Source organism: Metabacillus rhizosphaerae (assembly GCF_037201795.1).
GTDB classification, from domain to species: domain Bacteria; phylum Bacillota; class Bacilli; order Bacillales; family Bacillaceae; genus Metabacillus; species Metabacillus rhizosphaerae.
Map to the genome: position 1 here is coordinate 5,194,312 of NZ_CP147403.1, position 20,158 is coordinate 5,214,469.

Genomic DNA, 20,158 nt, shown 5'->3' on the forward strand with positions numbered 1-20,158 from the left:
TAGGTTTTTTTATTGCGTTCCACCCTGAAGAATGAAAAAAGAACAGCAAAAAACCCAAGTATAGCCAGTATCTATAAAAACACATGCTAAGAAAAGCAATCACGTATTTTCAGAGAACTTGTAACTATACCTGGGTTTTCTCCATATACTCCACCCTTGGCAGTTAGCAATATTTAATTATGGTTTGGTATTTTTAAAAAATTCAGACTTTACATCTTAATAGTAAAATTCATTCATTAATAAAGTATGTTGATTAAGTAAAAGTATTTTTAATTATTATTTCATCAATTGATTCTTTATCCCTGCTTCTTGTAACAATTCAAGTGGATCTAAATCCTCATATCCCACAATCTTGGTTCACCAATGGCTACACCGTGGGCCCCGGCTTCAATAACCTCTTTGACTTCATCTGGATTTTTGATTAATCCCGCTGTAATAATTGGACAATCTATTTTTTCGGTAAATTCTCGAATAACCCTTGGCATTAATCCGGGCATGATCTCGATTGCATCAGGCTTAATATCTAAAATATTTCGAATCCCATTTTCATAAGCTAACGTATCTATCATGAATAAGTGCTGGACAGCTAATAACCCCTCTTTTTTCGCTGCTTGTAATAATTGATTCCTTGTAGAAACAATTCCATCAGGCTTTACTTTTCTCGACAAATATCTAATTCCTTCCCGATCATTTGCTATTCCTTTTATTAAGTCAACATGTAAAAAAATCGACTTATTGTTTTTCCTACATACTTCGATACAATGATCAATCGAGAAAATATCACCTGTCATTAAAAATATTGTCTCTACAGGGGAAAGAACAGCCCTCTCGATTAACGATACGTCACGTACAGCAGCAATAATGGGATTCTTTGTTACAAGTTCCTTTTTATCCATACTTTCAACCTCCAATAATTAGATTTTATCAATCAATTATTAAGAGTCTTATTATTAAATTGTAAAATATTTTTTAAACTTCTTTACAACTAAAAGGTCGAGAAAGGAAAAGACTGACTCATTATCTTTACCATCACCTTAATTTCTACTAATTTAAATTGCATACTTTTCATAGGTTTGTATCTATCAATAACAAAGATTGTTTTTGACTATCATTTTCAAATATTAATTCGTTTACAGCAATAAAATGTAAATAATAAATACATTAAAAAGTGGTTTTTAAACCGGAGCAGCTTCAGTCGTTACTTGCTGTAAACTCGATTTTCCATCTTCTACAATGAATGAAGTGCGTGTTTGGATTGGTGCACCTGGTCTAGTTACATATGGAACCACCATAAAATCCGTTTGCCATTTTTGCTGGGTTAATGTACAGCGAACATAACCGCGTTGGTTACTAAAAAATTTAATATGTGGATTTTCTTGTAGTATTTGCGCAGTGTCGCTATTTACATCAGATCCGTCACCACCGGAAGTAATAGAAGTTCCAACAAACTCAACTGCAACATTTTTGGAGTTTTGGTCATCAAAGTTCGCTTTGACCTCATTTGCCCAGCTAGTGTGAACATCTCCCGTTAAGACAACAGTATTGGCAATGTTATTCTCTGCTAAAAAGTCCAATATCCGCTGGCGTGCACCAGGATACCCATCCCAAGCATCCATGCTATAGCGTTCTCCCTCTGGACCAAACGCACCATCACGTCTTGCAAAAAAAACTTGCTGTGCAAGAACATTCCACTTTGCCTGAGAAGTAGTCAGTCCATCTAATAACCAACGCTCTTGTTTTTCTCCCAGCAGGGTTCGGGACGGATCCATAGACTCAGGTGTTGGACTGTCCCATCCGTCACCATTTGCCTGGTCATCTCTGTATTGACGGGTGTCAAGTACGTTGAAATCTACTAAATTACCAAAGTTGAGTCTCCGATATAATTGCATACTGCTTCCATTTGGGTACGAAGTACGTCGAAACGGCATATGTTCATAATAAGCTTGAAAAGCAATTGCCCTCCGTTTTAAGAAATCTTCCGTGTTTTGCTTATGAGGATCTTGCGGGACATCTCCTGCCCAGTTATTATCTACTTCATGGTCATCATTTGTAACAATCCATGGGAAATTTGCATGGGCTGCTTGCAAGTCAGCGTCTAATTTATATAAAGCATAGCGGTTCCTATAATCATCAATCGTATAGATTTCTGGAAAATCTTTCTCAATAGGCCTAACACCGCTTGAGTTATGACGACCTTCATATATATAGTCACCTAAATGGATAACCAAATCCAAATCATCCTTGGACATATGTTGATATGCTGTGTAATAACCAACTGGCCAATTTTGGCAAGAAGCAAATGCAAAAGCCAGCTTATCTACGTGACTGCCAAAAGCTGGAGCAGTTTTTGTTCGCCCTACTGGACTGATCTCAGAACCAGCCTTAAATTGGTAATAATACCATGTAGAAGGTTGCAAGCCAACAACCTCAACATGAATAGAATGACCCAGTTGAGGTTTGGAAAGCTCTGTTCCTCTTTTTACGACTTTTTTAAAGCTAGAATCAAGAGAAACCTCCCATTGTACTGGGAAAGGATGATTATCCATGCCCCCGCCATTCAAAGGATCTGGAGCAAGTCTTGTCCACAAAACAACTCCATCAGGCACCGGGTCTCCTGAAGCAATCCCCAGTGTAAAAGGATAGGATAATTTCTTAGACTGTGCAGAAGCAAAATTCACCGGTAAGGTATTTGCAATCGTAACACCAAGTGCAATTCCTACTCCTTTTCCTGTTTTCTTTAAAAAACTTCTCCGATTAAACTTTTCTGAATCAATATTAGAATTTTTCATTTTTTTCTCTCCTCTTAAATACATTTATCATGTAAAAAAACATTTAGAAAATTTAACACTATTGTGGAAGTTTTGTTATTAAAACAAAATAGTAGATAGTCGTAAAATCTTTTATTAAGATGCTGAGAAAAAGATATATCTATCCTAGATTTATACACATAGGCACAAACAACTCTTCCTATGAATCTCTTATTTTCAGCTTATTTAGAACCTCAATATACTAGCTATAATTATCCAAAAACAGGTTTGATAGAGTAATAAAAAGTAAATAATCTTCTCTTTAGATTGAAGTTAGAGACGACCTACAACCTCGCTGAGCTTTGTAAACTTGACATGAGGATTCCTTAACCTTAATGATTCAAGGGAATCGGTCTCAGCGTATGATCGATAAACGTCATTACTAGATCAGTTTAAGATTCAAATTATTGAAGTGAATTTTGAGATCTGCAGCCACATATCGATAGAGTAGGTTCCTTCTTGTATTCCATGTCTAATTCCCTCCCTTAATTTTTATTGATTGATTAGCTTTCTCTAACTACTTTAAGACTATAATTCGACAACAAAAAACCCAAGTATAGCCAGCCCTCAACATGCAAATAATTTTAACAAATTTGCATTTTCAGAGAACTTGTAACTATACCTGGGTTTTCTCCATATACTCCACCCTTGGCAGTTAGCAATATGTAAGCTATTCTTTAACATTCAAACTCTACTTATTTATAATAAAACTAATTTATTAAATAAGTATTATTGATAAGTAAATGTAAAATTAATTATTGTTTCAAAAGTTAGTACATTATACCTGCTTTTTGTCATAATTTCTGGTTAACCAGAGCCAAGCCGTAGTAGTTAATCACGTTTTTTTTGAACCCATTTTTAATAGGACAGGAACCTAGGTATGATAAAAAAGCATTTTTCATTCTTAACCTTCCGTGGTTAGAGGGCAACTTCATTCAGATCATTAAAAAGTAAAGCAACTGCCATTTGTCTAAGTTTCAGAAAAGCCTCCTAATTTAAAATAAATGCTTTATGTATTAACTCCACAATCTCTTAATTTCGATTAAACTTTCATTATTAAATTTTAATCGATATATATCAGGTTAGATTTACTTTTCCAAAAACTATTTTCATAACGGTCATCAAAGTAATTCATAATTATTGTCATATTGTTCCCCTGTGTTCCTTTAATAGCTTCTAATATCTTTTGCTCAGGACCCAATATATTTTCGTGGGATGAAAAATAAAAGGAGATGTTCTAAGTGAAATATTCGAATAAGGGTCTTTTTTTTAATTAGTGAAGTTTATTATCATGGTAGTTTGACATAGAGGTAATTTTTAAGGAGTTTAGCAATAGAGTTTTCAGGGAAAACAGGAAGTATTCATAAGATGAAAGGAGATATCTACCATGGAGAAGAATAAATACTTGTTTGGAATTATGACAGCCATTTTGTCTATGGGGTTATTAGTAGCATGCGACGATGGTGTGGATGAAGATGAGCCAGATCCAAGCGAAGAACCAACTGAACAACAAGAAGATGATTCCCAATAATCTGCAAGACATATTGAACGATTTAGTTGAGAGGGAATTTTTATCGTAGTTTTTACTCTATGCTGGCTATTCCTATTTTACAAAATGTTGTTACTTGCAAGTACATGCAAGTAACAACATTCCATTATTGAGCATTCTACTATTCATCTGTAGTATATTTACTTCAATTATTTCACTTCTCTACTAGATCTCACTTGAGGAACCACATCACAAGTCTCTTGATAGAAATCTAACATTCTCTCTTTTAATTCCACTAGAACATTTGATAAAGAACTATCATCAATTTTATTTTCAGTTTCTCCAGGATCTTGCTCTAAATCATATAATTCATCCGATTCATAGAATCTCCGTACATATTTGAATTTCTTTGTACGAATCATCGTAGCTTTTGTATGCTCTGCCCCTTCGCTTCGTTGCATTTCTCCTCTTGGCCAATATAACATTGTAGGATCCTCGTTAGCTGGGGTTGACTCATTGCAATGAAATTCCCCATTCATACGTCCACCTTCACAGAATACAGCATCTCGGTGGTCATCTGTTTCTCCACTAATAATAGGAAGCAACGATTTTCCAAAATGAGTATAGTCTGGAGTAATTCCAGCATAGTGTTGCACTGTAGCAGTTAAATCAACCAGTTCTACAAGCGCATCACTTATTCTAGGTTGTACTTCACTATTCGCAGGAGGTTTTATAATAAATGGGACTCTTGTCAAACAGTCTTCAAATGTATTTTGTGTTTTTTCAACAAGTCCGTAATCCCCAGCGAAATCCCCATGATCTGAAAAGAAAAAGACTGCCGTATCATCATAAATCCCCGCTTCTTTAAGCGCTTCCATTAACAGTCCAAACTGATAATCCACACGTGAGCACATACCATAATAGGTTGCTCGAAGTTCTGTCCAGTGCTCCTCTGACCAACTTTGCATATTATATTTTTCTCTCAGTCCTGACAGCATGGATGGTTTGTTATTTGATAGTTTGTCAGCTGATATTCGTTCTGGTAAAAGTGACTTATCTACAAGCTTGTACCATTCCTTCTCCACTGCATATGGTGGATGTGGATATAGAATTGGTAAATAGATACATAACGGCTTGTCTTCAGGTGCATTTTTAATAAGATCAATCGCTCCTAAAATATTAGCCCAATCTGCATCGTAATAGTAATCTTCATCCGTTCTCTTTTTAAGCTCACCCACAAAGAATGAGTAATACGTTTCACTGTCCGGTTGACCGCGCCAATTCTCTCCAGTACCTTGAAACGCTCCACCAAACATCGGATTAGGCTTTTTTTCAGGAACATATTTAACATCACAATAAGCTTCAAATCCATTTTCAGATGGTACAAGATCATTTTTTCCGCCCCACCAGACAAAATACCCTTCATCCTTCAGTTGCTTTAACAATACTGGCTCCTCAGGACTCATCATATGATACATCGTACGGTGTCCTCTTACATGTGGATACCAACCAGACATAAACGAACATCGGCTTGGAGTACATACTGGATTTTGACAAAATGCATGTCGAAAAGAAACGGCATCATCAGAAACTAGTTTGTCTAAATTTGGCGTAATGGCAGCAGCATTTCCCATATGCCCCATCACATCGCCTCTCCATTGATCAGGGTTAAATAATATAATATGAGGTTTTTTCTTCATTTAAGAATTCCTCCGTTTATTCATTCTAGTTATGTCTATCTATTACTTTTTTTGATAAAGATCATTTCTTACTAAACAGCTTCTCTATTATTTTCTTTATCATCAATCTCTTTTAATATTTTTGAATGTATCGCATTCGTTATCGGATAGAATTTCCAAATTAACAATAAACTAACTCCAAATCCGATAATCGGTACTAGGAAATATAAATTAGAAATCATACTTAATGCCTCAGGTGTTTGCTCTTTACCTGCAACATATCCAGCTGCTCCTAATAACGCCCCAGAAAGAAGACCACCAATAGCTGCACCAACTTTATTTGTAAAAATCATCGTAGAATGGACCGTAGCAGAACCGTTGATACCTGTTTTCCATTTTCCGAAATCCACACAATCTGGTAACATCATCCACGGCAATACAGCAGTAAATGGAACTAATACCTTTACAAGAACAGATAAAATAAAGATTAGCATCACATTCTCTGGAGGAGTCATTAATAATACAGCCGATGGAAGCATTGTAATTAAACAACTTATATTTAATACATTTTTCTTACCATACTTTCTCACTAACCGAGGTATAACAAAATAGATAGGAATTGCAAGGGCTGTACCCCAAATAAATAATTGTGAATAAAGGTCTGGTCTTCCCATGTTATATTGCCAATAGTAAATTGCTACAGCTGAATTTATGATTAATGCTCCCGTTTTTACTACAGTAGCAGCAAGTAACGCTAGTAAAGGGCCATTTGTTGAAATTAATTTAATTTGTTCTTTTATTGAAGGATGTGCGTTATGTGAATGTGAGGCATTTTCTGTATTGACTTCATTTGTATCATGAGCCTTTGCACCACGTGCACATAGCAAATATGAAATAATGGTAGATAATGAAAACAAGAGTGTTGCAAAAAACCAGCCTTTTTGTCCACTTCCAAAATAAGCAACTAAAGGAAGTACTGAACCAGACACTGCTAAAGCTCCAAGGTTACCCATTAAATTTTTCGTAGTTACTAACCAATTTCGCTGAGTAGGGTCTTTACTTATAACTGCGCTCAATGCGTGATATGGTATGTTCACAATAGAAGATACAAATGAATAACCGACATAGGTTGCAATTGCATAAGCTAATTTTCCTGATGGACTTAAATCAGGAGCTGTAAATAATAGCATAGTCGTCATAGCTAATAGTGGTGAACCGAAAATTAACCAAGGTCTAAAGGTTCCCCATCTGCTTCTTGTTCTGTCCGTAAGCATTCCTAACAAAGGGTCCAAAAATGCATCAATAAGCCTAACAACTAAAAATACGGTACCTACCGCAGCAGGTGAAATCTTAAATACATCGGTATAAAAGAACATTAAGAAAGATACAGTATAGATAAATAAAAGGTTAGAACCAAATCCACCAAAAGAATATAAAAATATCTCACTTTTTTTGACACTTGCATTCTGTAAACTCATATCCTTGCCTCCTTAGTAATGTAATATTAAAATGTTTTGAAAAAATTAGCTTTCCTGTCATTCCATTTTCTAAAGTCTGATTTATAAGAGCCTTTTGCTAATTAGCTTGTACGACCTGCTAAACCAATGAAATATTTTGCTTTTTCTTTTTCATCATTTTGTAAAGAAACATCAATAAATTTCTCAACACTTTCAGCAGAAACCTTATTAATATTGGAAACTACTATAAATTCTTCAAACTTCTTTAACAGATCTTGTCTTGCAAGCTCAGGTGTAATATTTAGTAACGCCCTGATTTGATTTTGTGCAGCTCGATCCCATTGATGCTCTTCTAATATACCTATTTGTTCCGCTTTCCTAATAACTTCTTTCTGCTTCATTAATTCCTCTATAGTCATGATTCCGTCTTCAGGAATACCTAATCGAACAAATTGTTCCTTTGGTGCATCATTTTTCCTCATTTGTTCAGCCATTTTTTTAATTAACATCAATTCAATTTCCGGATCTTCAATTTCCTCTTTTTGTTCTGGATCTGTTGTCAAATCGAACAGTTTTGATCCATATTGAAATGCGTTAACAAACCCGCCCCCAGCATGAGTTTTCATTGTTTGGCATCCTTTAGTAAATGAAAACGGCTCTTGTATTTCAATGTTCTGTAACTCCCCTGGAGAAAAAAGCTGTCTCATATGGGTCGGCATTAATGTATATTCAAATAACGGTTTATTTTCTGGAGAGACAGGACTCCTCATATAGCTATATTTTCCATCAGTTATGTTGACATGACCTCCATGGAATCCAAATAAAGCGGTTTCACGAATTGGCTGATCTGATTCAATTACTTGTCTTAAAGGCTTACCATCCATATTATCAGGTAATGCAACTCCGAAAAATTCAAGTAAAGTAGGAGCTAAATCAACTGTTTGAACGATTGATTGTCTTCTTTCTCCTTTTATTTTAAGTCTAGGATCCCAGACAAATAATGGCGTATGTGCGATTTCATCGTAAATAGGCATAACACTCTTTGACCACCATCCATGCTCACCTAATAAATATCCATGGTCAGTGTTTACAATTAGCATCGTGTCTTTCCACATATCATGTTCGTCCATCATATCCATAACCCGGCCTAAATAATTGTCACACATACTTAATAGAGCTGCATATTCATACTTACCGTGTTCTACTACTTCTTCTGATTCTTGAACAAAGTAATAAGGTGGCCAATCAAAATGCTTACCTTTGTATTCATGAGGATACAAATCTTTGTAATGCTGGTAAGCGAAAAACGGTTCATGTGGATCAAATGTCTCTAGTTGTAAAAACCAATTATCTTCATCTTTATTTTTTTCAATAAATTTCATCCCTAATGAGAATGTAACTGCCTGTGGATGGTTTTCTTCAGATTCTAAATAACTGCGATTAACGATATCTTGTCTAAACATATTCGAACTAACAAATGGTTCAGGTGTTTCAGTTTCAGGAATTTCCGGATTTTTTACGTGTCCTTTCCAAGGATCCCCCTCCTGTCCTCTAACCATTTCAAAGGAACTATACCTAGGATGGTAAGTTGCACCACCATCTTCCCAATAATGTTGATGATCTGTAACTAAATGTGTATAAACACCGTTTTGCTTCAAAATTTCTGGCATTGAATTGTCAAATGGTTCAATTGGTCCCCAGCTACGGTGTAAAAAGTTATAACGCCCTGTATGCAGCTCACGTCTTGCCGGCATACATGGTAAACTCCCTGCATAACACTGCTCAAATGCTACTGTCTTTTCTCCTAATCTCTTAAAATTTGGTGCATGGGTCCATTCACATCCATAGTTTGGAAGCATATGCCTATTTAGTGAATCAAACATAACCATAATTGCTTTCATAGCATTTCATCTCCTTTTTTGCATTGTATACCCCTCGTATAAAAGCGCTTTTATATAAGAGAAAAACAAAATGCACAATACCTAACCAGATTATTTATTAAACAATTAAAAATGTGGAAGCGCTTTTACTTCCTTGTTTTCAAATTTATCAAAAAACGTAAACCCATGCAACATCAATTAATTTATAGGGGTATAACAAAGTTTTATACACTACTAGAATATTCTTTTTTAACAAATATCTATATAAATGTTAAAGTGAAATAGAGACCAATTGACCTGTTTTCATTAATTTGATACATTTAATCATATTAATTGTGGAAGCACTTCCACAATTAATTGAAATTTAACATTAAAATATTACATTCTGTGGTGATCAAAATGAAAGCATCTATATATGATGTTGCGAGTTTAGCTGGTGTTTCTATCTCAACAGTTTCAAGGGTTTTAAATAAAAGTGGTTATGTTAGTAGCAAAACAGAAAAAAAGGTATACGATGCCGTTAAAAAATTAAATTATATTCCTAATGTTGTTGCACAAAATCTAGCAAAAAATGAAACCAAATTGATTGGGCTATATTTTCCCCCTTTAACAGATTCGAAAGAAATATTATCAAACACTTATATCATAGAGTTTATTAAAGGAGTCAATGATGTTTTGATAAAATGGGGATATCATCTTCTTTTGATTAACGAAATGAATGATAGAAAAGAAATTCTATCAGATAAATGCAGACCTCAGTATTATTCATTTATTAAACAAAACAGAATAGACGGCCTTATTTTAGGAAGTACTCCTGTTGTATGCTCATCCTTGGTTGAGCTACTTAATCTCAAAATGCCCATGGTTTATATTGGTGAAAAGCTATTTAATCAATCTGGATTAAATGTCTACGCCCAATTCAAACAATATAATAAAGATATCTTAGACTTTTTTTATAACCGTGATCATCGACATATCGTTGTTATTGGATTAGAAGAAAAATTAGAATCCGTTACGCGAAAGTTCAAGGTAGAAAAAAATGATAAGGATCTAAAGATAGACCATTATTTTGACCCAGTAAACTTAAATTCATATCTCGACTTATTAAGGAATATTTTTACTCAAAATGATAAACCTACAGCTCTATTGGTTCATGATATCTCTAAAGTTCAGCAAACAATTAACCTTCTAAACAATCTAAAGATATCTGTTCCAGAAGATGTTTCCATCATTACAATTGAACACAAGTATCAAGATGCGGAACAATGCTTCCCTTCTGTTACAAGTGTTTATGTACCCGCCTATCAAATGGGGATTGAATCTGCAAACATACTATTTGAGTATTTACAAGGAACACATGAATTTTCCAAGGAAATTGTTGTTGATTCAAATATTATTGAACGCAACTCTGTCAAAAGTCCTTTGAAAATGAGTGAGTTTTAATAGTAATAGAAATGAAGTCTCTGCTTATTTATTAAAAAAGAGAAGGTGAGATAAAATGAAAACGGATAATAAAATGTCATGTTGTGCGATTAAAAGAACAAAATCCGATCAAGAAATTGAAGCAACCAATGAACCATTACAAGAAATTTCTCAAGATAAAAATCATTTTAGAGAAAAAATGGTCTACCTTTCTGGCGGAGAATTTTTAATGGGTACTAATGAAAAAGAAGGGTTCAAAGCAGATGGTGAGGGTCCAGTAAGGAAGGTGAAAGTAAATCCATTTTTAATCGATCGATATGCCGTTACGAATGCCGAATTTGCTGAATTCACCGAAGATACAGGCTATGTCACAGAAGCGGAGAAATTTGGATGGTCTTATGTCTTTTATAGCTTCTTACCTCAAAATCTTATCGGCAAAGTAAATCGAGTAGTCAATACACCATGGTGGTGTGCTGTTAATGGAGCTTATTGGTACCAACCAGAAGGTCCTACCTCTACTATTGAAGACCGTATGGATTACCCTGTTGTCCATGTAACTTGGAATGATGCACTTGCCTTTTGCAAATGGGCAGGGAAACGATTGCCAACAGAAGCTGAATGGGAATTTGCAGCTCGTGGAGGTCTTGAGCAAAAACGATATCCATGGGGTAATGATTTAGAACCAAATGGTGAGCATTACTGTAATATCTGGCAAGGGAAATTCCCTGAAAGTAACACAAGCGATGATGGCTATAAAGGAACAGCTCCGGCAAAATCATTCCCAGAAAATGGATTCGGCCTTTACAACATGTCAGGGAATGTATGGGAATGGTGTTCCGATTGGTTTAGTAGAAGTATTCACAACAGAGGCGGACGAACGAACCCTCAAGGACCATTAAGTGGTGAAACGAAGATTATGCGTGGTGGATCCTATTTATGCCATGAATCTTATTGTAATCGTTATCGAGTGGCAGCTCGAACCTCGAATACACCAGATAGTTCATCAGGCCATTTAGGCTTTCGCTGTGTGGCTGATGTAGAGTAGTGAGTTAAGATACATCTAATGAAAAATATTTTAGCATTTGGATCACTTTAATATAATCAAGTTTTGGGCAGAATTCTCTTCTAGGGGAACCTGCCCAATTTAATGACACCATATAACACTTACTTCTCCCATGGCACATAACCAACTTTTTATTCTACATTCAAACCATCAGAATAGATATCTACTCGTAATATCAGTTATTATTAAGTACGATCAAATGATTAAACTTTTTTGGAATATCTCTAAAAATAAGATATTGAAACAACATTTTCATCTCTTCATTAATTCAGAATGTCATTAAGGACGGAGTGTGTCGTAGAATTGAAATCATTAACAGTTGAAAATTTAGTTCAAAAGTTTTCATTGAAAGTTTTGACTGGAAAAAATAAACTACAACAAAAAATTACACAATCAAGAGCTCATCGCCCAGGTTTGGAATTTGTTGGTCACTTCGATTTTTTTCCAACTGAACGTGTTCAAATACTTGGAAGAAAAGAGATTACTTATTTACATAAGTTAAGCATCGAGGAGCGTCAACTGCGAATCGGCAATATCGTTAAATACCACCCACCTTGTTTTATCGTTACTGCCGGCCAAGAAGGACTAACATACTTGACCCAATATTGTATAGAAGAAGGAATTCCTTTGTTATGTACAAACGAATCACAAACAACTTCCGAATTTATAACAAAACTTGATGCTTATTTGGTAAAAACTCTTGCTCCAGAAACAGCAATACACGGAGTATGTATAAACGTATATGGAATGGGCATTTTAATTCGAGGAAAATCAGGAGTTGGTAAAAGTGAAACTGCACACACTTTGATAGGCAGAGGTCACAGGCTTGTGGCTGATGATATTGTCGTGTTAAAAAGGCTAAGTCCGCGAACTATTCTTGGTACTCATGACGAGAAAACGAAGGAATTTCTCGCCTTACGTAGTATTGGGCTTTTAAATGTGGTCCGCTTATATGGCAGAAAAGCTTTTCAGGACGAAACTAGGATTGCACTCGATATCGAATTGACAAAATGGCAGAAGAATTCTCTAAATAATGAATTAGAACATGAATCTTCATTTACAGAATATATGGGTGTTCAAATTCCTCATATTGAGATCCAGCTCCAACCTGGTCGGGATGTGGCGGGATTAATCGAAGCTGCAGCAAATAACTGGCTTCTAAAGCAGCAAGGATACAGTGCTGCAGAAGAGTTCTTGAAACGTCTTGAGTCTGAGTTTTAGTTTATATTTAGTTCTTCAAATTTTACATAATGATTGTTTCATATTTTATAACCAAGCAATTTTAATAATACCCATAAAAAAATGTTAAGTCTTTTTCTCATAAGTTGTCCAGGAAACCTTCAATATTATTGTAACTGTCACCAAATAGAGATTGCTAGGTGTTATCTGCATAAACAGGCTCATTGTGTAAATTGGTATACAACTATAAAAAATAGTTCAAACCTCCGTTATGAAGAGAAGGTTTGAACTATTTATTAAGTGAAAAAATTTACTTAGAGCAGAAACGTTATGAACCCTTATACAAACTCCCTCGGATGACGTCTCTTTAGTTCTGGTACAGCGTGACTTCTTCCCGTCTCAATAAGCCATTCTGTATAATCTTTAAGCGCACCTTTTGCATGATATGGCCCACCCTCTTTCATGACGGTTCTCATTGGGTCTATATCAGAAGGACTTGTCGCCATCATCTCATCATGCCATTCATTTAAATAATAAACCGCATCTTTGCATATATCAGGTCTATCACTAGCAATATTATGTTGCTCATGAGGGTCTTCTATTAGATTATATAACATCTCTTTGTCAAACAGATGATATCCGTCATGGTACGTTCGGATATATAGCCAATCGTCAAATCTTACACTACGCTGACACACATGTGCACATTGAGAGACGACCAAAAATTCTCGACCTGCCTTCTCCCCTCGTTGAATTGTTTTGGCAAAGCTTTGTCCATCCCAGTTTGGAGCAGGATCTTTTCCGACCATTTCCGCAATAGTAGGTAAGATATCGAGATGATAATGTAGCTCATTATCTACATTTCCTTTTTGACACCCAGGCCAGCGAATAATCATCGGAATATTACAAGTTCCATGATCTGCAGTTCCATGTTCTCCATATATCCCAAGTTCGCCCATGTTTTCACCATGGTCCGCAGAAATAATGATTATGACTTCATCCATAACACCTTGTTTCTCCAACAGATCAAAGATCATACCTATTTGATTATCCATATGTCGAACACCACAATCATAACCATCAACCATATTGCGTAACTCATCCATATCTTTAATATCGCCTGGGTATCGTGGATAATCAGGACTTGTTTGGTTATTAAACATGTTTATTTCATTCACACTATGTGGACCAACTTTTTGCTTGTGTGTTTCAAGTACATCTTCGGTTAGCCACGACGGAAGAGGCTCATTCTCGAATGGATTACCAAAGATGTCAGGTGCTCTATAAGGTGTATGTGGGTCCCAGTAGTTTACATAGAGCATCCAATTGTCATCTTTACCGTTCTGTTCAATCCAATTTAATACGACGGGAGTAACTTCTTCACCGGATTCCATCCCACTTTTTCCCGTGTTAAACATCTCATTAAACCCTGCATAAAATGTCCAAGCAGAATGACGCTCAGCAAACGGACTAACTAATGACGTTTTCATCCCTAAAGATCTAAAGAAGGCAGGAAAACTCTGTGTAGCAAGAGTATCCTTAAATTGGCGATCTATTCCTTCATGACGCACATCAGCAGCAGTTCCCCCGTGACCTACCACCCCAGAATGAATTCCCAGCTTTCCTGTCATAAGGGCTGTCCGAGAAGGTAGGCATGGAGCATCAGAAGTATAATAGTTTGTAAATCTTATTCCTTCATTCGCCACTCGATCAATGTTAGGTGAAGTGTTACGATGGTATCCATAGCAGCCCAAATGACTTGGAGTAGTTGAATCTAAATCTAAGAATAATACTCTCATTCTGTATATCTCTCCCTTTTACTTATATATTTTTTATCCCTTAACCGCTCCAGCAATTCCATCCACAAAATAACGCTGTAAAAATAGGAAAATAATAATAATTGGAACTAAAGCGATCGTTCCACCAGCAGCAATTCCTGTCCAGTCAACAATATTTTCACCACGGAGTGTGTATAATCCAACCGCTAACGTTCTAAGTTCTGGTGTGCTAAGAGTTAATACCAATGGTAAAAGGAATGAATTCCATGTCCACACGAATTGCATAATGATAACACTTCCGATTATCGGTTTAGATAATGGCATAATGACATGGATGAATGTTTGAAAGAAGTTACATCCATCGATTATTGATGCTTCCTCTAATTCCTTTGGAACAGCCCTAAAGAAACTAGCAAAAAGTAAAACGAACAATACGTGTCCACCACCAGATTCTGCAAGGATGATTCCAAGAAGTGAATTCATCAGTCCCATTTCTTTTATCAATTGAAAGATAGGAATGATCGAAAACTCAAGCGGAAAAAAGATACTAGCCCCGAGCACTGCCATAAACAATTTCTTTCCCGGGAAAGAATATCTACCAAGTGCATATCCACAAGTTGCAGTTATGAATAATACAATAGCAATTACGGCTACTGTTATAATGACAGAATTGATAAAGTATCGATCGAAGTTTCCAGCATCCCATGCACGGGTAAAGTTCGACATATCGAAAGTAGATGGAATTAAGCTCAACCCTTTTGTGAAAAATTCAGAGTCACTTTTAAAGGCTGCTGAAACCATCCATAAAAAGGGATAAATCCAAACAAATAAAACAGCAACTAGTGTAGTGTGTGTAACAATTTTACCTACTTTGGTCATTTATTCCATCCCCTTTGCATTTTGTTTAAATGGACGTTGGATAATTGCTTGAGCAATACCAATGAATACAATCGTCAAGGTAAAGAAAATGGCAGCAGCTGATGCATACCCTAATTGTGGGAGACCCATTTCACTTGAAAAAGCATAACGGTAAATATAAGTTGATACAACATCTGTGGAAAAAAATGGTCCTCCATCCGTCATCGTTTTGATTAAATCAAATACCTTTAATGAACCGGCTACATTTAATAAGAGAATAACAACTCCGATTGGAATAAGCTGTGGAAGTGTTATATAAAAGAACGTTTTTACATGCCCAGCACCATCTACCTTTGCGGCCTCATACAGTTCCTTAGGTATGCTTTGAAGACCTGCTAACCAATAAATCATGTTCATCCCCAAATTCTTCCATACATAAATTAAGATGACAGTTGTCATAGCCATTTTTGCATCGCTTAACCAGTTAATTGGCTGATCAATGAGGTTTAATTTCATTAAGGCAAAATTCACAGCACCATCTGAACCCCAAATATACACCATGATGATCCCAACAATTGATGCAGTTGTGACAACAGGAATAAAGAAAAGAGTACGGTATAAGCTTGCATATCGAAGTTTAGGGTTATTCAAGATAAGTGCAACGAACAATGCAAGAATAAGTAGTAAAGGAACAGCACCTATCATAAAAACAAAACTATTTTTGTAGGCATTCCAAAAGTGGGGATCTTTAATAACTGCTTTAAAGTTTTCAAGGCCCACAAATGCTACGTTAGAATTTAGTCCTGACCAGTCTAACATTGAATAATACCAGTTAATTACAATCGGCCATCCTTGGAACAGTGCATAAAAAATTAGATTTGGCAAAATAAAGAGCCAGCACCACAAGTTCGTTTTTCTAGTTAATGAACCTTTACGAACTTTTTTAACAGTTTTGGACGAGATTACTATATCAGTATTGTTCATATAATCCCTTCTCTCTTGTACAAAAGAAGGCGAGTAAATCAATAAACCCGCCTTTATTTGTAATTATTTTAGTTCTGCATAATCCTCTTCTGTATAATTTTCCATCGGATTCCAATTCGTGAATTCAAAATCTGAACGTTCCGCTTCTACTCCTTTTTCACTTGCAGCAGAAAGTGCTTGGTCCCAGGCTGTCCCTAAATGTTCTGAGTACTTTCCTAATTCACCTTCATAGTCAGATACGGCTCCTGCTACAACTCCACCAAGTATTTCACCCACATTAGGACTTACATCTTTAAATTCAGCAAAAACTGCAGATGTATTTGGGTTTTTGACACTTGGATTAGGAATAACACGACCAATCTCCTGAGAAATATCGTAGTATTGTTGAAGTTGCTCGACTGTGATATATTCTTCATTGATTCCCTTTACAATAGAGAATGCTCCTCCTTTTTTCGTTTGCTCTTGTTGAAAATAGTCTCCACCATAAAATTCCTTAAGATATAACGCGGCTTCTTCTGGATGTTCTGAAGTAGCCGATAATCCCATCCATGCTGCATTGCTTATAATGGATAATGAACCTTTTCTTCCTGAGTCTGGAACTGGAGGTGCCATAACTCCATACTCTAAATCAGGGTTATCTTTGTTCCAAACACCAATACACCATGCCCCTTGAACAATAAACCCTGCTTGCCCCTGTCCAAATAGCGCTCTTGCTTCAGGTGCAGAAATATTCATCGTCTTCGGATGAAAGCTACCATCTTCCTTAATGTCTTTAAATAGTTTAAATAAATTAAGTACAGGTTCACTGTCATATGTCGTCTCATTTGTTGCAAGGCTAATTGGTGAATTAGCGTTTATCCCACTTCCACCTAGTGATGACCAGTCTCTTACCGTCTCCAACCAGCGGTTACTTTGTTTCCCACCTTCAATTATTCCGTAATACTTACCTTCTCCAGTTTCTGTTATTTTCTCTGCAGCTTCTCTAAATTCTGAATAGGTTGTAGGTGGTTGCTCAGGATCTAAGCCTGCTTCTTTAAATAATTTTTTGTTATAGAATATGAGACTGCTAGGTACATAAGCAGTTTCTGGAATAGAATAGATTTCTCCATCAACCATTGTGACTCCATTTTGAAATGTACCTTCCACAAAGATATTTTTAAATTTATCATCTATATACGGATCAAGTGGCTGATACCATCCGTCCTTTACAAGAGTTGCTAATTTCATTCCACTAGGTACAGGGAATAAATCCGGAGCTTCTCCTGAGTTTACTGCTGTTAAAATAGTATTTTTGTATTGATCAATCGTAAGTTGCGTATATTCCACTTCAATATTCGGGTATTTTTCCATAAAATTTTTGTGGAATTCCTCACGTATGTCTTTCGTGCTGTCACTCCAATCCATTACACGTAAGACTACTTTTCCATCATTTTCTCCCTCTTCTCCCCCTGCTTCTTCACTTGATGACGCACAAGCTGTGAGTGAAAATACTAAAAATGTACTTAATAGCAATATCAACCACTTTTTTCTCATCAATGTAATTCTCCCCTTTGATATTTTCTCCACAAGATTTTGTAAGCGCTTAATATCTTGTTAATGCTAATTATAGTTGGCTACAAGGATCATGGTCCATGTACGATATTATGATTTCATGTATAATCTTTCAGAATATTCAAAAATTCACTCTGGCCTCCTGAGCATGTTTGTCATACTGATCTTAAAAAAAGATGTTATACACACTAAAGAGGGTGATAACAATTTCTGTTATCACCCAATAATTGGTTGTTAAGAAAACCCCTTTATTCGTCAAAAGATTAGCAGTCATTCATTTGTAACATTAAAAATAGAATAATGTCATTCTACCTCCGCATGCAAGAAAATAATAAGTGGTCAGTTAGTTATCTACTATCCTTTATCTTTTTATTTGCTTAAGCAAATAATACCTTAGTCTAGTAAGATACTAAACTAAGGTATAAAAATAGGGTTATCATGAATTAAAATAAATTTTTCATCATCACTCTAGTAAATGCTACTCTTGCTTCATCACTTTCTGCTGGGAACTCACTAGGATGTTTTTGTTTCAATTCATTAAATTGTCGTTCTCTTCCAGTTTGAATGAGTCTTTCCCCATAATTTTTGAGGAATCCCTTAGCATGGTATGGTCCGCCTTCTTTCATGACCGTCCATAGTGGATCAACATCATCCCCACTTCTAACCATCATTTCATCATGCCATTCATTTAAGTAGTATGTCGCTTCCATACAGATCTCTTTGTGTTGTTCAGCAAGGTTGTTTTCCTCTCTAGGATCTTCTGCAAGGTTAAATAGCATTTCTTTATCAAATAAATGATATCCATCATGATACGTTCTCATATATAACCAATCGCCAAAACGTACACTTCGTTGAGCAACGTGAGCACACTGAGAAACAACTAGATAGTCACGTCCACAATCCTTTCCTTCTTTTAATACAGAGGCATAACTTCTTCCATCCCAATCTGGTGAAGCAGGTAGCTCAAGCATTTCTGCTAATGTAACAGGTAAGTCTAAGTGATAATGTAAGCCATCATCGACAATTCCTTGTTGCATGCCTGGCCAAGAAATGATCATCGGAATACGACATGTGCCATCATCCGCTGTTCCGTGCTCTCCGTAAATCCCTAATTGACCCATATTCTCCCCATGGTCTGCTGAGATAATAATAATCGTGTCCTCAAAAATTCCCTTATCCTCTAACAATGAAAATAATTTGCCGACATGATCATCAAGATATCGAATACCACAATCATATCCATCAATCATAGATCTTAAATCGTCCATGTTTTTAATCTCACCAGGACTTCTTGGGAATTTTTCACTTTCTACATTCATATACGTGTTTCCATTATGATCGATAACTAATTCATGCACAGTATGAGGACCTACAGCGTCTTTATGCTTTTCTAACGTTTCTTCGTTAGCCCATTCCGGCAGTGGCTCTTCAGCAAAAGGATTACCGAAACTCTCTGGCGCACGATAAGGCGTGTGAGCATCCCAATAATTCACATAAAGTAACCAATCGTCTTTTGCAGCATTTCTCTCAATCCAATCAGTAACAACAGGAGAAACTTGTTCAGCTGATTCCATTCCAAACTTACCAGTGTTAATTATTTCGTTAAAACCAGCGTAAAAATTATATGTTGCATGGCGTTGCGGAAATGGGCTAATTAAAGTTGTATTTATACCTGCTCCTAATTGTAAGAAAGAAGGGAGAGATCCACCAACTGAAAGTCTACCAAAAAGGTTACGATTAACTCCTTCTAGTTTCATATCTCCAGCTGTACCTCCATGTCCTACTAAACCATTACGAATTCCAAATTGACCAGACATTAAGGCCGTTCTAGAAGGTGCACATGGAGCATCTGAAGTATAGTAATTATTGAAACGAACTCCCTTTTCTGCAATTTTATCGATATTAGGTGAAGTATTACGGTGATAACCGTAACATCCTAAATGGCGTGGGCTTACTGAATCTAAATCTAAAAATAATATTCTCATAAATAACTTCTCCTTTAATTCGTATT

Annotated in this window: 14 protein-coding genes; 4 read left to right on the top strand and 10 right to left on the bottom strand. The window is 36.0% G+C overall.

Features of this window, described 5'->3' with window-relative positions:
- Positions 1-329 precede the first annotated feature (329 nt).
- Both WCV66_RS24710 and WCV66_RS24715 read right to left on the bottom strand, forming a co-directional pair.
- On the bottom strand, positions 330-896 hold the full coding sequence (locus tag WCV66_RS24710; RefSeq protein WP_338787248.1) for a glycerol-3-phosphate responsive antiterminator: 567 nt from the start codon (positions 894-896) through the stop codon (positions 330-332).
- A 279-nt stretch (positions 897-1,175) separates the two neighbouring features.
- Positions 1,176-2,789, bottom strand: a complete 1,614-nt coding sequence (locus WCV66_RS24715) for an alkaline phosphatase D family protein (RefSeq protein ID WP_338787249.1) — start codon at positions 2,787-2,789, stop codon at positions 1,176-1,178.
- A gap of 1,405 nt (positions 2,790-4,194) precedes the next feature.
- On the opposite strand from WCV66_RS24715, the gene WCV66_RS24720 reads away from it, so the two are divergent.
- Entirely contained in the window at positions 4,195-4,338 is a 144-nt protein-coding gene (locus WCV66_RS24720) for a hypothetical protein (RefSeq protein ID WP_338787250.1), read from the top strand.
- Between the two features lie 167 nt (positions 4,339-4,505).
- On the opposite strand, the gene WCV66_RS24725 is transcribed toward WCV66_RS24720, so the two are convergent.
- From WCV66_RS24725 to WCV66_RS24735, 3 genes are all read right to left on the bottom strand, one after another.
- On the bottom strand, positions 4,506-5,996 hold the full coding sequence (locus WCV66_RS24725) for a sulfatase-like hydrolase/transferase (RefSeq protein WP_338787251.1): 1,491 nt from the start codon (positions 5,994-5,996) through the stop codon (positions 4,506-4,508).
- A gap of 71 nt (positions 5,997-6,067) precedes the next feature.
- The gene (locus WCV66_RS24730) at positions 6,068-7,453 is read right to left on the bottom strand and encodes a glycoside-pentoside-hexuronide (GPH):cation symporter (protein ID WP_338787252.1); all 1,386 of its coding nucleotides are present in this window, start codon (positions 7,451-7,453) and stop codon (positions 6,068-6,070) included.
- A gap of 101 nt (positions 7,454-7,554) precedes the next feature.
- Positions 7,555-9,333, bottom strand: coding sequence for a sulfatase (locus WCV66_RS24735; RefSeq protein WP_338787253.1), 1,779 nt, complete (start codon positions 9,331-9,333; stop codon positions 7,555-7,557).
- Positions 9,334-9,711: 378 nt separating this feature from the next.
- On the opposite strand from WCV66_RS24735, the gene WCV66_RS24740 reads away from it, so the two are divergent.
- The 3 genes from WCV66_RS24740 (at position 9,712) to hprK (ending at position 13,018) form a co-directional block, all read left to right on the top strand.
- The gene (locus WCV66_RS24740) at positions 9,712-10,755 is read left to right on the top strand and encodes a LacI family DNA-binding transcriptional regulator (RefSeq protein WP_338787254.1); all 1,044 of its coding nucleotides are present in this window, start codon (positions 9,712-9,714) and stop codon (positions 10,753-10,755) included.
- A gap of 55 nt (positions 10,756-10,810) precedes the next feature.
- Positions 10,811-11,779, top strand: coding sequence for a formylglycine-generating enzyme family protein (locus tag WCV66_RS24745; RefSeq protein WP_338787255.1), 969 nt, complete (start codon positions 10,811-10,813; stop codon positions 11,777-11,779).
- Between the two features lie 321 nt (positions 11,780-12,100).
- Positions 12,101-13,018 carry an HPr(Ser) kinase/phosphatase gene (gene hprK / locus WCV66_RS24750; RefSeq protein ID WP_338787256.1) on the top strand — a complete coding sequence of 306 codons (918 nt, stop codon included), beginning with the start codon at positions 12,101-12,103 and terminating at the stop codon, positions 13,016-13,018.
- 296 nt (positions 13,019-13,314) lie between these two features.
- Here the strand turns inward: hprK and WCV66_RS24755 are convergent, their stop codons facing one another.
- The 5 genes from WCV66_RS24755 to WCV66_RS24775 all read right to left on the bottom strand — a co-directional run bounded on the left by WCV66_RS24755 (position 13,315) and on the right by WCV66_RS24775 (position 20,132).
- Positions 13,315-14,775 (bottom strand): sulfatase, encoded by a 1,461-nt coding sequence (locus tag WCV66_RS24755; RefSeq protein WP_338787257.1) that lies wholly within the window; start codon positions 14,773-14,775, stop codon positions 13,315-13,317.
- Positions 14,776-14,808: 33 nt separating this feature from the next.
- Positions 14,809-15,633, bottom strand: a complete 825-nt coding sequence (locus tag WCV66_RS24760; protein ID WP_066324026.1) for a carbohydrate ABC transporter permease — start codon at positions 15,631-15,633, stop codon at positions 14,809-14,811.
- A complete protein-coding gene (locus WCV66_RS24765; RefSeq protein WP_338787258.1) occupies positions 15,634-16,596 on the bottom strand; it encodes a sugar ABC transporter permease in 963 nt (320 codons plus the stop codon). It abuts the gene before it with no gap.
- 63 nt (positions 16,597-16,659) lie between these two features.
- Complete coding sequence (locus WCV66_RS24770; RefSeq protein ID WP_338787259.1) at positions 16,660-18,129, bottom strand: sugar ABC transporter substrate-binding protein; 1,470 nt, start codon at positions 18,127-18,129, stop codon at positions 16,660-16,662.
- A gap of 461 nt (positions 18,130-18,590) precedes the next feature.
- Positions 18,591-20,132, bottom strand: a complete 1,542-nt coding sequence (locus WCV66_RS24775) for a sulfatase (protein WP_338787260.1) — start codon at positions 20,130-20,132, stop codon at positions 18,591-18,593.
- Positions 20,133-20,158 lie beyond the last annotated feature (26 nt).

Excerpts from the sequence above, each read along its gene's own strand:
- WCV66_RS24710 (WP_338787248.1), bottom strand. The coding sequence starts at position 896 with ATGGATAAAAAGGAACTTGTAACAAAGAATCCCATTATTGCTGCTGTA.
- WCV66_RS24715 (WP_338787249.1), bottom strand. The coding sequence starts at position 2,789 with ATGAAAAATTCTAATATTGATTCAGAAAAGTTTAATCGGAGAAGTTTT.
- WCV66_RS24720 (WP_338787250.1), top strand. The coding sequence starts at position 4,195 with ATGGAGAAGAATAAATACTTGTTTGGAATTATGACAGCCATTTTGTCT.
- WCV66_RS24725 (WP_338787251.1), bottom strand. The coding sequence starts at position 5,996 with ATGAAGAAAAAACCTCATATTATATTATTTAACCCTGATCAATGGAGA.
- WCV66_RS24730 (WP_338787252.1), bottom strand. The coding sequence starts at position 7,453 with ATGAGTTTACAGAATGCAAGTGTCAAAAAAAGTGAGATATTTTTATAT.
- WCV66_RS24735 (WP_338787253.1), bottom strand. The coding sequence starts at position 9,333 with ATGAAAGCAATTATGGTTATGTTTGATTCACTAAATAGGCATATGCTT.
- WCV66_RS24740 (WP_338787254.1), top strand. The coding sequence starts at position 9,712 with ATGAAAGCATCTATATATGATGTTGCGAGTTTAGCTGGTGTTTCTATC.
- WCV66_RS24745 (WP_338787255.1), top strand. The coding sequence starts at position 10,811 with ATGAAAACGGATAATAAAATGTCATGTTGTGCGATTAAAAGAACAAAA.
- WCV66_RS24755 (WP_338787257.1), bottom strand. The coding sequence starts at position 14,775 with ATGAGAGTATTATTCTTAGATTTAGATTCAACTACTCCAAGTCATTTG.
- WCV66_RS24760 (WP_066324026.1), bottom strand. The coding sequence starts at position 15,633 with ATGACCAAAGTAGGTAAAATTGTTACACACACTACACTAGTTGCTGTT.
- WCV66_RS24765 (WP_338787258.1), bottom strand. The coding sequence starts at position 16,596 with ATGAACAATACTGATATAGTAATCTCGTCCAAAACTGTTAAAAAAGTT.
- WCV66_RS24770 (WP_338787259.1), bottom strand. The coding sequence starts at position 18,129 with ATGAGAAAAAAGTGGTTGATATTGCTATTAAGTACATTTTTAGTATTT.
- WCV66_RS24775 (WP_338787260.1), bottom strand. The coding sequence starts at position 20,132 with ATGAGAATATTATTTTTAGATTTAGATTCAGTAAGCCCACGCCATTTA.